Source organism: Stutzerimonas kunmingensis, assembly GCF_002929225.1.
GTDB lineage: Bacteria > Pseudomonadota > Gammaproteobacteria > Pseudomonadales > Pseudomonadaceae > Stutzerimonas.
The window spans coordinates 156,544-170,783 of record NZ_PISM01000004.1; the positions used below are offsets into that span (position 1 = coordinate 156,544).

Annotated in this window: 12 protein-coding genes and 1 pseudogene; 5 read left to right on the plus strand and 8 right to left on the minus strand. The window is 58.5% G+C overall.

Annotated elements, in window-relative coordinates; all coding sequences use genetic code 11:
• Window position 1: 1 nt before the first annotated feature.
• Both CW305_RS01775 and CW305_RS01780 read left to right on the plus strand, forming a co-directional pair.
• Window positions 2–1,765, plus strand: a complete 1,764-nt coding sequence (locus CW305_RS01775) for a GMC family oxidoreductase (protein WP_104097404.1) — start codon at window positions 2–4, stop codon at window positions 1,763–1,765.
• Window positions 1,762–2,988 (plus strand): cytochrome c, encoded by a 1,227-nt coding sequence (locus CW305_RS01780; protein WP_104096950.1) that lies wholly within the window; start codon window positions 1,762–1,764, stop codon window positions 2,986–2,988. The genes CW305_RS01775 and CW305_RS01780 overlap by 4 nt, the downstream gene beginning before the upstream one ends.
• 72 nt (window positions 2,989–3,060) lie before the next feature.
• Here CW305_RS01780 and CW305_RS01785 read toward each other — a convergent pair whose 3' ends face one another.
• The 4 genes from CW305_RS01785 to CW305_RS01800 all read right to left on the minus strand — a co-directional run bounded on the left by CW305_RS01785 (window position 3,061) and on the right by CW305_RS01800 (window position 6,978).
• Window positions 3,061–3,453 (minus strand): VOC family protein, encoded by a 393-nt coding sequence (locus CW305_RS01785; protein WP_104096951.1) that lies wholly within the window; start codon window positions 3,451–3,453, stop codon window positions 3,061–3,063.
• Window positions 3,454–3,669: 216 nt separating this feature from the next.
• Window positions 3,670–3,879 carry a KTSC domain-containing protein gene (locus CW305_RS01790; RefSeq protein WP_104096952.1) on the minus strand — a complete coding sequence of 70 codons (210 nt, stop codon included), beginning with the start codon at window positions 3,877–3,879 and terminating at the stop codon, window positions 3,670–3,672.
• 10 nt (window positions 3,880–3,889) lie between these two features.
• The gene (locus CW305_RS01795) at window positions 3,890–5,761 is read right to left on the minus strand and encodes an ATP-binding protein (protein ID WP_104097405.1); all 1,872 of its coding nucleotides are present in this window, start codon (window positions 5,759–5,761) and stop codon (window positions 3,890–3,892) included.
• Window positions 5,761–6,978 carry an SIR2 family protein gene (locus CW305_RS01800; protein ID WP_104096953.1) on the minus strand — a complete coding sequence of 406 codons (1,218 nt, stop codon included), beginning with the start codon at window positions 6,976–6,978 and terminating at the stop codon, window positions 5,761–5,763. Before CW305_RS01800 ends, CW305_RS01795 begins: the two co-directional genes overlap by 1 nt.
• A 479-nt stretch (window positions 6,979–7,457) precedes the next feature.
• On the opposite strand from CW305_RS01800, the pseudogene CW305_RS23635 reads away from it, so the two are divergent.
• The 3 genes and pseudogenes from CW305_RS23635 to CW305_RS01810 all read left to right on the plus strand — a co-directional run.
• Window positions 7,458–7,532, plus strand: a pseudogene (locus tag CW305_RS23635) (hypothetical protein); the annotation flags it as partial.
• Window positions 7,533–7,684: 152 nt separating this feature from the next.
• Complete coding sequence (locus tag CW305_RS01805) at window positions 7,685–8,812, plus strand: DUF3182 family protein (RefSeq protein WP_104096954.1); 1,128 nt, start codon at window positions 7,685–7,687, stop codon at window positions 8,810–8,812.
• Window positions 8,799–9,575, plus strand: a complete 777-nt coding sequence (locus CW305_RS01810) for an alpha/beta hydrolase family protein (RefSeq protein ID WP_046621066.1) — start codon at window positions 8,799–8,801, stop codon at window positions 9,573–9,575. The genes CW305_RS01805 and CW305_RS01810 overlap by 14 nt, the downstream gene beginning before the upstream one ends.
• Window positions 9,576–9,638: 63 nt before the next feature.
• On the opposite strand, the gene CW305_RS01815 is transcribed toward CW305_RS01810, so the two are convergent.
• From CW305_RS01815 to CW305_RS01830, 4 genes are read right to left on the minus strand one after another with little or no spacing between them, the layout of a single operon-like run.
• On the minus strand, window positions 9,639–10,667 hold the full coding sequence (locus CW305_RS01815; protein WP_181063842.1) for an ion transporter: 1,029 nt from the start codon (window positions 10,665–10,667) through the stop codon (window positions 9,639–9,641).
• Complete coding sequence (locus CW305_RS01820; protein ID WP_003299844.1) at window positions 10,660–11,250, minus strand: cob(I)yrinic acid a,c-diamide adenosyltransferase; 591 nt, start codon at window positions 11,248–11,250, stop codon at window positions 10,660–10,662. The genes CW305_RS01815 and CW305_RS01820 overlap by 8 nt, the downstream gene beginning before the upstream one ends.
• Before the next feature lie 16 nt (window positions 11,251–11,266).
• Complete coding sequence (locus CW305_RS01825) at window positions 11,267–13,282, minus strand: sensor histidine kinase (protein ID WP_104096955.1); 2,016 nt, start codon at window positions 13,280–13,282, stop codon at window positions 11,267–11,269.
• 46 nt (window positions 13,283–13,328) lie between these two features.
• A complete protein-coding gene (locus CW305_RS01830; RefSeq protein WP_104096956.1) occupies window positions 13,329–14,240 on the minus strand; it encodes a putative 2-dehydropantoate 2-reductase in 912 nt (303 codons plus the stop codon).

The following is a 14,240-nucleotide window of genomic DNA, read 5'->3' on the forward strand; positions in this document are numbered from 1 at the left end:
TATGACCAAAAAACTGCCTTCAACCGACGTCGTGGTGGTAGGGCTCGGCTGGGCCGGGTCGATCATCGCCAAGGAACTCGCCGATGAGGGCCTGACGATCATGGGGTTCGAGCGGGGTGCCTGGCGTGATACCGCCAGCGACTTCAATATCGCCTCGGTGACCGACGAGCTGCGCTACGTGATTCGCCAGGAGCTCATGCTGCGCACCCGCCAGAACACCTGCACGATGCGCAACAAGCCAAGCGAAACCGCGCTGCCGATGCGTACCTGGGGCTCCTTTCACCCCGGCAACGGCACCGGTGGAGCGGGTAACCACTGGGCTGGCATCACCTTTCGCTTTCAGCCGGAAGAGTTTCGCCTCCGGAGCCATCTGGTCGAGCGTTACGGCGAGGCGTCCATCGAAGGGCTGGCCCTGCAGGACTGGGGCACCACCTGGGAAGAAATGGAGCCGCACTACGATGCCTTCGAGCGTGTGGCCGGCGTGTCCGGCAAGGCCGGCAACATAGGAGGCAAGGTCGTCGATGGTGGCAATCCGTTTGAGGGCGCGCGGTCCAGGGAGTACCCCAACCCGCCGACCAAGCAGACCTTCGCGCCCGTGCTGTTCGCCGATGCCGCACGTGACATGGGCTACACGCCGTTCCCGGTGCCTTCGGCGTTGGCTTCGCAGGCCTATACCAACCAATACGGCGTAACGATGGGGCCGTGCACCTTCTGCGGGTTCTGCACCAACTACGGCTGCGCCAACTATTCCAAGGCAAGCGCCATCGTCAACGTGCTGCCATCGCTAGCACGCATGCCCAATTTCACCGCCAAGACCCATTGCGAAGTGCTGGAGGTAACGAAGGACAGCACCGGCAAGCGCGCCACTGGCATCGTCTATGTGGATGCCAACGGCGACCGATGGGAACAGCCGGCGGATATCGTCGTGGTCGCCGCGTTCACCTTCGAAAACGTACGCCTGATGCTGCTCTCCGGCATCGGCCAGCCCTACGACCCGCTGAGCAACACCGGTACCACCGGGCGCAACTACGCCTACCAGACGGCCAACAGCGTGCAGCTGTTCTTCGACGACAAGAACTTCAATCCCTTCATCGGTGGCGGCGCCATCGGCATGGGCATCGATAACTTCAACAACGACAATTTCGACCATTCCGGGCTGGGCTTCGTCGGCGGCGGCAGCACGCGGGTGACGCCCATTGGCGCAGCGCCCATCAATTCCCGTCCGGTACCGCCTGGCACGCCCAAGTGGGGCTCGGAGTGGAAGAAGACGACGGTGCAGTACTACGCCAACAGCATGTCCATCGGTTGCGAAGCGAGCAACTACAGCACCCGCAACAACTACCTGTCGCTGGACCCGAACTACACCGATCCGCACGGCCGACCTCTGCTACGGATTACCTTCGATTTCACTGACAACGACCTGCGCATGGCGCAGTACGTCACCGACAAAACGGCCGAGATCGCCAGGGCGCTGAATCCGAAAATGATAGTCGCCAGCCCGCGCAAAGGGCCGTGGTCCAACACGTCCTATCAGTCCTCCCACGTGGTCGGTGGTTTCGTCATGGGGGCTGATCCTTCTACCAGTTCGGTAAACAAGCACCTGCAGGTCTGGGATGTGCCGAACCTGTTCGTGGTCGGCGCATCGGCCTTTCCGCAGAACCCCGGCTACAACCCAACGGGCACCGTCGGCGCACTGGCATTCAAGGCAGCGCATGCGATCCGCACCTACTACCTCAAACGTCCCGGGGAGATGATCAGCGTATGAAGCCTCTCCTGAACACCGGCCTCGCGTTGCTCGTCGCGACGAGCGTCAGCGCCTACGCCGTCACCGCTCCGGACGCCTACGAACTCGTGGAAAAAGGTCGCTACATCGCCACGCTCGGTGATTGCACGGCCTGCCACACATTGCCCGGCAAGCCGCTTTTCTCCGGTGGCGTGGCGATCGAAACGCCGTTCGGCGAACTGGTGGGCGCCAACATAACCCCTGATCCGGCAACCGGTATCGGCCGCTGGACCTTCGAAGACTTCCAGAACACCATGGCCCGCGGCCACGGGCGCAACGGCAAGCAGCTCTATCCGGCCATGCCCTATGCCGCGTATACGAAGGTCACGCGCGAGGACAACCTGGCGCTCTGGGCCTACCTGCGCACCGTGCAGCCGGCGCAGAACGAGGTGGAAACGAACCAGCTGCCGTTTCCTTTCAACGTGCGCCTGAGCATGAAGGCGTGGAACTGGCTCAACTTCACCGAGGGCGAATTCGAACCCGACGCGGACAAAAGCGAACAATGGAACCGCGGCGCCTACCTGGTGCAGGGGCTTGGGCATTGCGGCAGTTGCCACACGCCGAAAAACCTCATCGGCGGCGACAAGAGTGATGGCTCGCTCAAAGGCGGGGAGTTGCAGGGCTGGATGGCGCCGAATATCTCCAACACGGCGCATGTTGGCCTGGGTGAATGGACCGAGGACGACATCGTGCAGTACCTCAAGACCGGTGCCAACCGCTACGACATCGCGTCCGGGCCAATGGCCGAGGCGGTGGAGAATTCCACACAGTACTGGCGTGACGAGGACCTGAGGGCTGTGGCGGTCTATCTCAAGGACCTCGACCACGAGCACGAAAAGCCCGAACCGCTGGACCCCAACGACCCGATCATGACAGCTGGCCGCGGGCTCTATGAAGTCCGCTGCTCGGCCTGCCATACCCCCGACGGCGAAGGCATTCCGACGTTATTTCCCAAGCTGGCCAATGCGCCGCTGGTCAATGCGCGCGACGCGGTATCAATGATTCGCGTGGTACTTGCCGGCAATCGCGCCGGCAGTACGGACGCGGCACCTACCGGCCCGGCCATGCCGTCGTTCGCCTGGAATCTCTCGGATGAGAACATCGCCGACGTGCTCACTTATGTGCGCAACAGCTGGGGCAATGCGGCCCCGGCAGTCAGCGCCGATGAGGTGCGCAAGCAGCGCGAGGCGCTGCAAAGCCAGTGAACGTGTCGCTGGAGGTGTGCCGATGCTGGCGCGAGTATCAACGCCGCACAGTGCGGCGTTGAAACAGGAGGGTTACTGCGGGCGGTAGATGGCGCACAGCTTGTTGCCGTCAGGGTCGCGGACGTAGCTGAGGTGCAACGCGCCGAGGCTGGTTTCGCGCAGGCCCGGCGGGTCCTCGCAAGTCGTGCCGCCATGGGCGACGCCTACATCGTGAAACGCCTTGACCTGCTCCGCCGAGCTGCACTTGAAGCCAATCGTGCCGCCGTTGCCGACGGTCGCTTCCTCACCGTTGATGGGCTCGGTGACACCGAACAGGCTGCCGTCGTGGCGGTAGAACAGGCGGGTATGCCCGGACGGCGCCACATTGCGCAGCGGCTCGCCTGCGCCGAGTACGCCGAGCACGGCATCGTAAAACCGCTTCGACCGTTCAATATCATTCGAACCGACCATTACATGGTTGAGCATGGGGGCCTCGCTATGTGGTTTGGAGTTGTGCGGGTATTGAGCAGGCACTCTAGCATTGGGATGGAAAGGGTGGGCGATGGTGGGTTGGGCGATGAGCGCTGATGTTCGCACGGCCGTCAGCGACTGCTGTCGGCCAAAAAATGGACATCCAGAGTAGCAAAAGTAAGTCTGCCCAATTTGAGCTTTCCCAAATTCGCTAACAACAGCTGGGACCACCTATACCCTAGAGTATCTGTAGACACCTTTGATATTTTCAGCGAGATAAGAGCCTGTGGAGTCGGCTGCCATCAATCCATGGTAAAGAACCTGCGGAACATCAAAGTATTGGTACAGCGCACCATTTTTAAATTCGACCTCTAGAGTTTGGCTGTCTTCGTCGTATCCAACAGACTCTACATTCGAGGATGACACCGGCTCTCTATCCATAAACTCTCCGTCAAGGTTTAACTTTATTAATCGTGGGGTTTTGAGCACGCCAAGTTTCTACAAGCTCCTTATAGTTTGGGTCACTCTCCATCTTGAGCCCCCAACCGCCTGGAGCAAATGATTCATCTGCAGGTAGCTCATCGTAAACAATTGGATCCTGACTATCAGGACGTCGGTTTTTGGGCGGCGGTTGAATAAATGTTCTCATCGGAAGTTTAACTGCCTCTCCCAAGATGATCGCTTCGCCAGTTCGTAGAATAGGTAGCATGCCAGTTAAGCCATCCAAGTTATCAGAAAGAGCGGATGTTATGTGTGCACGATCCGTAGAGTTTGTGAGCCGGAGGGCGAAAAATGTACCGCACTGAGAGAGGATTGTGGGGGCGATTTCCGATGGCCGCTGGCTAACTATCATGGCACCGATGCCATATTTCCTCCCTTCCTTAACGATCCGCTGAACTATTTTAGAGGCCATTCCTTTGAAGTTGTCATTCAAATAAATGTGCGCCTCCTCCATCACAATGAGAAGTGGCCTATGTCTGCCGCCCTGAGATAAATTTCTGGCCCAAAATAGAGCCTCATAAAGTATCCTAAGCACAGCTCCAATTGTGGTTTGCAAAATATCTGCGGGAACGCCTGATAGATCCAAGATGGTAGTTGTCTTACCGCCAATCCAACTTTCTAGCAAACCATCCAGATCAGCTGAAATTTTACCGTCCTCCCCCGGACTCCACTCTCCAGGTTTGAAGATGAAGTCATAGCGGGGTATGCGTAATTTGGTTCCAAGTAGAAGGATGTTTTTGCCAATATTTAAAGCGCCGGGCAAATAGTGTATTTTTTCTTCGTTTGCCTCGGTAACCACATTCTTAAAAATTGGAGGTATTCCAGCGGAAGGATCACCCTTCAGTTCGTTACCGGCTGCGTCTAGCTCATATGCCAAATTGTCTATCGGTTTTCCGGGGCGCCCCTTGTAATAGGTGGCGAACGTCTCAACGAATAAGTCATACCACAAATGATGGATGCTAAATGGAATTGGAGAGTCAACACTTACCGTGTCAACTGAAGCTCCATCCTTCGGATATTTTGCCAGAGAATTTACCTTAAGCTGGTGAACCCTCTCCATTACTACATTTTTTTCTTTTTCGGTATTAAACTCGCCGAAACTTATTTCGCAAAGTTCATCGAAATTTAGCGCCCAAAAAGGAATCTGTAGTTCGCGCTCTGAAAGCTTCGATGACTTAAATGAGTTGATTTTGAATATATCTGCTTTTTCTCTCAAGGTAGAGCCATATTCTCCGTGAAGGTCAAGCATTATTATTCTGGATGATTCATATTTCTCGGGATCAGAAAGTGCGTTCATTATGCTTGCTACTGTTGTGGACTTCCCTGACCCAGTAGTGCCCACTATTGCGGAGTGGCGAGTGACTAGCTTATTTATATCAACAAGCGCAGGTATCGATTCGGCGTTAGAAATATGTCCCAATTTAACAAAGTAGGGGCGATCTGGTTGCCCATATATCGTCTTCAACTCTTTCTCAGAAACAATGTGAACCTGATCGCCGATTGTTGGGTACTGAGACAGGCCGCGTTGAAATGAGCCATTTCGTTCCCCCTCGCCAACCAGTTGCACTTTCATCCAGCGATTATTTTGCTCTTCGCTATTGATTTTATTCTCAGGGGCTGCGCTTGCACCAACCTGGCTGATAATTCCAAATAGATCTGAGAAGCCAATAGGTATTCTGATGAAACTCCCAATTTGTCCGACCCTGTAACCTTGACCGTCAATATAAATAAATCCAGTGAGAGAGTGTTTGGATAGCGAAATGCTTACTGTCGTTCCATTCACATCTTGAACATCGCCCAAGTATGTTTCTTTGCTGGCCATCATTGAACCCCAGGCGACCCAATAATTCGCCTTAGAAAGTTCGTAAATTGCGCAAAATCACCGAGCTTTACGAGGTGCTGCGTTTTTATTGCCGGATCTTCAGGCCTCACAGTTGTTAAGAAAGCACGAATATTAGTATCCGTGTCATCACCATCATAACGCGGGCACCATTCCCCCTCATTTGTGCCAATGATTGCTCTATCAAATGTCCAAACATTTAGATTGTGCTGATTTCGAGAAAGCTTATACGCTTCAGGGTATCTTTCTGTCGAGGTTCCACCAGTCAGATCAATATTAAAGCTGTTATGCATTAGCCCAAGGACCATTGCTGTTGGATTGGATTTTAATGCATTCACTATTGTGTCGTTTAAATGGCCATCATTGAAAGAATACCCGGACATTATCAGAAGCGATGACTTCTTTCTGATGAATCTGTTTAATTGGTCGATAAGTGCGAGGTATGGCATTTTTCGACTTTCTTCATACTTCAGATGCGATGGATAAATTAAGTGGGAGGCGTCTTCTTTTACTTCAGATGAGCGATAAACTCTTTTTTGTTCAGCCAAAGTTTCTTTGTACCAATTAATGGAGCCATGAATTTTCCATAGTCGCGTCCAGTGCACTGGGATCAAGTTTTCTTCCAGCGCTCTTAAGTCAAAGAATGATCTTCTCGCCCCTACAAATCCATCAAAATATTCAACCTCGAGATCTTCAAGCGCTTGCTCCATGAGTAAATCATAATTTGTTGTGAATATTTCAATCGGAGTTTTTCTGTCGATTGACCTTATCCACTTACAAAGATGATGGTATGGCGTGTTTTGGTTTGGTAGTAATACATTTATTTTGGTGACAATTGTTTTGCATATTTTAATTTCGAGTTGCAAGAGATCCTGCTCACTCAAACCTCTAACGCTTCCACCCTTTGACACTGCCAACAGGCTACGCAAAAAACTTAGCGTATCTTCAATATTATTAGGGTTCCTACCTGCCTTTACCAGTTCGCCTAATAGCAATTGAAATTTTGCATCATCACTCAGCTGCAGATTTATATGTTCGGTTAAATTAGCTACGTCAGGAATTAGCGGCCAGCCACCCTCTGGCATGGGTACAGAGAGTGGACATCCAGCTGACAGAAAAAAACCAATTGACTCATTGTCTTGGGAGAGCGACTGGCGGAGGTATTTTAAGTGCCTAATTGGATCGTGATCAATTTCCATACAGTTCAAAATCCTTTGTTTTTTTATCGTTACTATGTACCAAAAGCCGATTTTTCCGAGGGCTTATGGTTTAAAATAAATTTCATATCGCAACAAAAAATAGCAGCCGACGTGGACGGGCACAAGGGACCAAAGTGGCTAAATGCTATTGTGGGCTATTAAGCCTCATTGACTAGCGTGAATAATGATTCATGTAATTGTAATCTTTTGAAATATATGGTTATTTCGCTATTTGTCTTGCAAACGATGAATCCCGAGAATTTGGTCGCCGCACTTTAAATCGCCCCTGGCATCGTAGGCACCTCTCAAGCCGGAGTGATCGAACTATCAGAGGAGAATCCGTCCGTTTCTGGTCGATTCTGTTGAAAAAGTAGGTTCAGCGGCAGCCGGCCGGTCGGATGTGCCTGCTGTCGAAGTGGCTGGAAGCCACTTCAAGTTGCCTTTCGGCGTTTCACTGAGCTTCCTTGCCCAGGTCTGAGATCGCCGTCGGTGAAGGCGCCAAGGCCTCGCTGAGCGCCTTCGATCACCTGATCCGGTCGTCCGCGCCGGCCTGAATCGAAGCGCAAAAAGAAGGGGAGCAGCCGCGAGGTTGCTCCCCTTTTTCGTTTCTGGCGCTCGGCGGGACGCTCAGGCAGAAGCGAACGCCTGCCGGCGCGCCGGGTCTCAGGACGTACATGCCGAGCAGTCCATGGAGCTGTCCACAACGATGATGAATGCGCAAACGCTGCAGAGCTCACGCCGGGTCGTGCTGACCTATGCCAACCGACCACGCGAGCCGCAGCACGAGAAGGTCGTCCACGCGGCCTTGGCCGAACGCCTGGCGACCTTGCTGGGGACGAGTTACGGCGGTGAGTACGATCCAACGCGTCGCTATGACGCCCATCCCTACCTGATACCGTCGGGCACCGTCGTCGGCCTCCGCGAAGCCCAGGAGCTGGGGCTGAACGAGGAGGGTGACCTGTTTGGTGGTGTCGTGCCGCAGGCCTTTGTCGAAACCAAAGCGATCACCCACCCGCTGGTGCGTCCGGACGCCGTGGCGCCGGTCGGCTGGTCGCGGGACTTCAGTACCCAGGTCAAGGGCAGCGTGCTGGCCGGCTACAGCGCCTTCAGCATCGAGGATGCGCGTGACGCCGGGCGGCGCCTTTTGCACGAAGGTCCGGTGCGGATCAAGCCGGTACGCGCCACGGGTGGCCGCGGGCAGCAGCGCGTCGATGATGCCGATACCCTCGATGAGGCCTTGTTTGCGCTCGATGAAAAGGAGCTGGCCCAGTACGGCCTGGTCCTAGAGGCGCATCTGGATCGCGTCATCACCTTCAGTGTCGGCCAGGTACGTGTCGGGGGCCGTCTGGCCAGTTACTACGGTACGCAGCGCCTGACTCGGGACAACGCGGGCAACGAGGTGTATGGCGGCTCGGATCTAGTGGTCGTCGATGGCGACTTCGAGGCGCTGATGGCCCTTGATCTGCCGGAGACGACACGTCTGGCCGTGCGTCAGGCGCAGGTCTACGACGAGGCAGCCTCGGCCTGTTATCGGCATTTCTTCGCCTCGCGACGCAACTACGACATCGCTCAGGGCGTCGATGGCCGGGGCCGGTCACGTTCCGGCGTGCTCGAGCAATCCTGGCGTATCGGCGGTGCCAGCAGCGCTGAAGTGGCTGCCCTGGAAGTCTTCAGGCAAGGCACTTCGGCGCGCGCGGTGAAGGCGTCTTCGCTGGAGTTCTATGGGCGCGAGCAGAGCGTGCCGGCCGGTGCGCAAGTTCTGTATCGGGACGAGGACGCCGATGTGGGTTTCATCACCAAGTGTGTAACGGTGGAGGACTATGGCGACGCATAGCGAGATGGTGAACATCCTGGTAGGTGATGAGCATATCGCCGGGACCTTCCTCTCACCGCCGGAGAAGATGCCAGGCGTGCTGTTCGTGCACGGTTGGGGCGGCAGCCAGCAGCGTGACCTGAACCGCGCGCGCGGTATCGCCGGGCTTGGTTGCGTCTGCCTGTCGTTCGATCTGCGCGGCCATGCGCAGACCCGCGCGCAACAGGAAACCGTGACGCGGGAGCAGAACCTCAATGATTTGCTCGCCGCTTACGATCTGCTGGCCCAGCACCCGCATATCGACCCCTCCGCGATTGCAGTGGTCGGCACCAGCTATGGCGGCTACCTCGCAGCGATTCTCACCGCGCTGCGTCCGGTGAAGTGGCTGGCCCTGCGCGTGCCGGCGCTGTACCGCGACGAGGAGTGGCAGGTGCCCAAGCGGCAGCTCGATCGCGACGTCCTCAACCAGCTGCGCAGCCGGCGCGTGCTACCGGACGAGAACCGCGCGTTGGCCGCCTGCGCGGCGTTTCGCGGCGACGTGCTGATCGTCGAATCCGAGCACGATACCTTCGTCCCGCACGAAACCATCATGAGCTATCGTGCCGCCTTCCACGGCACCCACTCCCTCACCCATCGCATCATCGACGGTGCCGACCATGCGCTGAGCAACGAGCGCTGCCAGGAGGCCTACACCTCGATTCTGGTGAACTGGGCGACCGAGATGATCATCGGCGCGCGTCTCGACGAAAAATCTCCTGAGGGCTTCAAGGCGGTCGACGAGTAGCAGGTCAGCACTCGCCTCCAACGGCCCTTGGGGCACGCAGCGGAGAGCACTGCGTCAGTCCGCTCACTCGGGATGTGTCGGTGGCGGCGTGGGGCCGACGAAACGACTCCAGCGGCGGTCGAGCACCTGCTGCTTGAGCACTTCGATGACGTCGACCAGCAGTTCTTCCAGCGCCAGGTCGGTATTTTCGTCCTGGTAGACCCAGGCATCGAAGAACTCGTCGGCGAGATTGCCGGCCAGTGCCTGGAACTGCGGGCCACGCATGCCTTCCACGGCGCCCTGCAGCAGCCGCGCGGCGATGTCGCTGAGTGCATCGTCGAGCGTGCTGGCCAGGCGGTTGCCCAGTGGCAGGCGCCGCAGATTGTGCATCTCGGGATTGTTCTGCAGCGCCTGGTGAATCAGTTGGCTGACATAACCTTCGATGGCGCCGCGATTGTCGCGGTAGCCGGTCTCCAGCATGTCCTGCAGGCGCCGCGAGATGTCGTTGAGCAAGCGCTGTTTGCGCGGCCGCACCACTTCCTGCAGCAGCCGGCGCGAAAGGTCGTCGCTGGCGCCGATCTCCTGCTGCAGGCGGCCGAACAGGCGCACCATCACCCGGTCGGAAAGCTCCTCGATCAGCAGGTAGTAATAACGGCTGAAAAGGCCGTAGATGGCCCAGCCGCGCATGTCGATCAGCCCCAGGCGCTGCAGGCGGATCAGTAGCGCGCCGACACGCAGTACGCGCAACCAGCGCAGCCCGGCCAGGGGAATGCAGCCGAGCACGTCATACCAGTGCGCGAACGGGTAGTAGTACCAGCGTGCATAGCGGCGCTCGAACAGTGCCACGGTCCAGCCGAGCAGCACGTCGAGGACGAAGATCGCGACGAAGCCCAGGTCGATGTACTGGAAGTTGGCGTGGACACTCTGCTGGTAACGCGCGTGCAGCTCTGGCGCGAGGTCCGCCAGCACTGCGCTGACAGGCTGCAGGGCGAACAGGCTGTCGAACAGAATCAGCGACAGGTTGATGCACACCAACAGGACGATGAAAACTTCCCAGACGGCGTGCAGCTGGTCGCGACGGCGGGCCTGTCGCGCCACGACCGGCTCAGTCATCCGCGGCAGGTGAAGCAGCGGCTGGCTGCCAGAGTATTTCACCACAACCCTGGCGCCGAGCGATCAGGCGGGCGGCGACGAACAGCGCATCGGAGAGCCGGTTCAGATAGGCCAGCAGCACCGGGCGTACCGTTTCGCTGGCATTGAGCTGCTGACAACGACGCTCGGCAGTGCGCGTCATGCTGCGGCACAGGTGGGCGAGGGCGATCAGCCGGGAACCGCCTGGCAGGATGAATTCCTTCAGCGGCCCGAGCTCCTGGTTCCAGCGATCGATGGCCTGTTCCAGCCGCTCGATTTCGTTGTCCTGCAGCGCCTGGTAGTCGGGCATCGCCAGCTCGCCGCCGAGGTCGAACAAGCGGTGCTGGCAAGGCGCGAAAACGCTGATCAGCTCGTCGAGCGCTGGCCATTGCACCTGCGCATCGGCCAGTTCGGCCAGCAGCAGGCCGAGCTGACTGTTGAGGGTGTCGACCTCGCCCATGGCCTCCACGCGAGGATGGTCCTTGGCAACCCGACGGCCGTCGCCGAGGCCGGTTTCGCCGCTATCGCCGGTGCGGGTGTAGATTTTCGACAGTCGATTGCCCATGTATCGGTTCCTTGGTTCAGGTCGCCATCTGCTCGCCAGGCGAGTTCAGTGGCAACCGCAGGGTGAATGTGGTGCCGTGGCCTGCGTGGCACTGCTCCTCCATCTGCCCCTGATGGTTGTTGGTGATGATGAAATACGAGACGGAAAGACCCAGCCCGGTTCCCTGGCCGACTTCCTTGGTGGTGAAGAATGGCTCGAAGATGCGCTTGCGCACATTCTCCGGGATGCCACCACCGTTGTCCTCGACGTGGATTTCCGCCCACGGCGGATTCAGGCGCGTGCGCAGGATGATCTGTCCCGGCTCGTCGCTCTGATGGGTATGAATGGCCTGAGCGGCGTTCTTCAGCAGGTTGAGCAAGACCTGCTCCAGCTCGTTGCCGATGCACGGTACGCGGTCTATCCGCGGGTCGAAGTCACGGACAATATCGATGGCCTTGAAATCGAAACCGTCGATCAGTGCGAAGTCGTTGCCGGCGATCTCCAGTGCCTGATCGATCAGAACGGGCAACTGGCAGTCCGCCAGCTGACGGTTGCTCATGCGGCTGAAGCTGAGCATGTGGCTGACGATCTTCGCCGCTCGCGAGCCGGCCTGCTGGATACCATCGAGCAGCTGCGGCACTTCGCGGCGCTGTAGGTACTGGTTGACCGCTTCCAGGCGCACGCCGGTTTCCTCTGCGGCCTCGCGATTGCGCTCGAGCTCGGGCGAGATCCGGCGGCGGATGTTCTGTGCGTTGTGCAGGATGGCGCCGAGAGGATTGTTGATCTCGTGGGCCATGCCGGCCGCGAGGCTGCCCACCGAGAGCATTTTCTCCGACTGCACCATCATTTCTTCCATGTTGATGCGCTGGGTGATGTCGTCGATGCGGATCACCACACCGCGGCCACCTGCGCCGGTCAGCGGGTAGCAGGTCAGCGCATAGTGGTGCGGCTCGTCGTTGCGCATCCAGGTGACCCGCTCGATCTTCGCCACCACGTGCTGTTCCGAAGTGCGCCGGATCTGCGCGAGAAACGGCTTGAGCGGCTCGAAAGCGACGAACACCGGCTGGTTGAGGGCGTCATCCAGCGGCGTTCCGGAGAGGGCGCTGGCTTCGTGGTTCCATTGAGTAACGTAGAGCTGTTCGTCGAGTGCGATCAGCGCCGAGGGCATCGAATCGATGATGCTGTTGAGGTACTTCTGAAAGCCGGTCAGCTTCTGCTCGATCTTGCTGCGCACCTGCACTTCCAGCTCTAGCTTGCGGTTGGAGTGGCGGGTTTCCTCGGCCAGGCCCTGGGCATGATCGAATGCCTCCTGGGCATCGTCACGGGCGCGCTTGAGCTGCTGCTCGCGGGCCTCCATGCGCGACAGCATGGTGTTGAAGGCATCGGCCAACCGGCCGATCTCGTCCTGGTTGCCGGGCTTGGCGCGCAGGGAATAGTCCTCCTCGCGGGTGACCTGGCGTGACAATGCTTCGAGTTCGCGAATCGGGCGGGTGATGAGTTGACGGATCTGCCGGGCGACCAACACCCAGAGCAGCAGGCTGGCGACGAGAATGGCCAGGCTGGCGGTCAGCGTACCGGTGTAGAAGGCGCCGGGCAGCTCGCTGCTGGCGACCATCAGCAGATGCCCGGCACTACCATCGGCTTGCGGCAGCCTGACCAGCAGGTTGGCGCGAATCTCGCTGGCACGCCAATGCTCGACATCGCTGAGCTGTTCGGGCAGACGCAATCGGTCGCCTTGCTGGAGTTGCGCGAGGCTGTTGCCGTCGCGGTCGTAGATCATCGCGGCTCGCAGCGGCGCATAGCCGTCCAGGCGTTTGAGCAGCTTGCTGGCGGCTTCTGGCGAAGACAGCGCCCGCGCGCTCAGTTCTTCGGTAGCGAACAGCTCGCCGAGGGTGTGCATGGCCTGCGGCGCAACGCTCTGCCGTGAAATCCAGTAGGCCGCGCTGATGAACGTCAGGTTGGAAACCAGCAGAACGGCGGCAAGCAGGACGAGCAGGGCCAGCAGCAGTTTGCGACCGACCGGAAGGTTTTCGAGGCGCTGACGCAGGATCATTGGCGGGACACGGCATAGCAGAGAGTTTCTGCAGGGTAGCCGCGGCTCAGTCCGTGGGCAATCCGCGCTGGCTCAGGTGTTCACGCAGGTGGCGGTGCAGCTCGTGCAGCCGGGGTAGCGCGAGCCCCAGCGAGTCGGCGCTGCGGCAGGCATGGCCGAGCAGGTAGGCGATCTCGGTGCGCCGGCCCAGTCGAACGTCCTGATACATCGATGAATAGTTGGCCGCGGTGGCGTCGATCACCCGCAGTACCTCGCCTTGCAGATCGCTGGCCGCGGCTGGCTGACCGCTGGCTTCGAGCAGATCGACGAGTTCTTGGCAAAGCCCGGAGAGCTGCTCGCGATGCTGCAGCAGCTCGCCATTACGGCAATCGTGGAGCACCGTCAGCGGATTGATCGCACAGTTCAGTGCCAGCTTGCGCCAGAGCCGCGCCAGGATGTCCCTGGACCAGGTTTGCGGGATGCCCGCTCTGTTCAGTTCGTCCAGCCAGGCCGGTGCACTGCCGCCGTTCGAATCGCCCAGCCAGTTCTGCCCACGGCCGGCGAACACGACATGGAAATCGTCTTGTCGATAGGCCCCTTCGGTACTCGACACGAAGATGCAACGCGCCTGCGGCCAGCGTTCGGCGATGGCCTGCTGGCTGCCGAGGCCGTTCTGCAACAGGAGTATTTCGCAGCCAGAGGAGAGGCGGGACGCCACCTGAGCGACCGCGGCTTCGGCGTCGTAGGCCTTGCATGCAACCAGCAGGCGCTGGATTGGTTCGCTCGCATCAGGCAGTTCTGCCGGGATGGCGTAGAGCCGAGATAGATCTTCGGCAGTCAGCGTGAGTCCTCCGGCGCGCTGGTAATCGGCGAGGCGCTGGGCAGAGCGCAGGATTATCCGTACTGTTGCGTCCGCTCCAGCCAGGCGGGCCGCCCAGAGGCTGCCAAGTGCGCCTGCGCCGAGGACGTGCCAGCTCAC

Bases quoted from the DNA above. Each gene is read 5' to 3' on its own strand.
- CW305_RS01800 (WP_104096953.1), bottom strand. From the start codon at position 6,978: ATGGAAATTGATCACGATCCAATTAGGCACTTAAAATACCTCCGCCAG.
- CW305_RS01790 (WP_104096952.1), bottom strand. From the start codon at position 3,879: ATGGATAGAGAGCCGGTGTCATCCTCGAATGTAGAGTCTGTTGGATAC.
- CW305_RS01810 (WP_046621066.1), top strand. From the start codon at position 8,799: ATGGCGACGCATAGCGAGATGGTGAACATCCTGGTAGGTGATGAGCAT.
- CW305_RS01825 (WP_104096955.1), bottom strand. From the start codon at position 13,282: ATGATCCTGCGTCAGCGCCTCGAAAACCTTCCGGTCGGTCGCAAACTG.
- CW305_RS01795 (WP_104097405.1), bottom strand. From the start codon at position 5,761: ATGGCCAGCAAAGAAACATACTTGGGCGATGTTCAAGATGTGAATGGA.
- CW305_RS01785 (WP_104096951.1), bottom strand. From the start codon at position 3,453: ATGCTCAACCATGTAATGGTCGGTTCGAATGATATTGAACGGTCGAAG.
- CW305_RS01805 (WP_104096954.1), top strand. From the start codon at position 7,685: ATGATGAATGCGCAAACGCTGCAGAGCTCACGCCGGGTCGTGCTGACC.
- CW305_RS01815 (WP_181063842.1), bottom strand. From the start codon at position 10,667: ATGACTGAGCCGGTCGTGGCGCGACAGGCCCGCCGTCGCGACCAGCTG.
- CW305_RS01780 (WP_104096950.1), top strand. From the start codon at position 1,762: ATGAAGCCTCTCCTGAACACCGGCCTCGCGTTGCTCGTCGCGACGAGC.
- CW305_RS01775 (WP_104097404.1), top strand. From the start codon at position 2: ATGACCAAAAAACTGCCTTCAACCGACGTCGTGGTGGTAGGGCTCGGC.
- CW305_RS01820 (WP_003299844.1), bottom strand. From the start codon at position 11,250: ATGGGCAATCGACTGTCGAAAATCTACACCCGCACCGGCGATAGCGGC.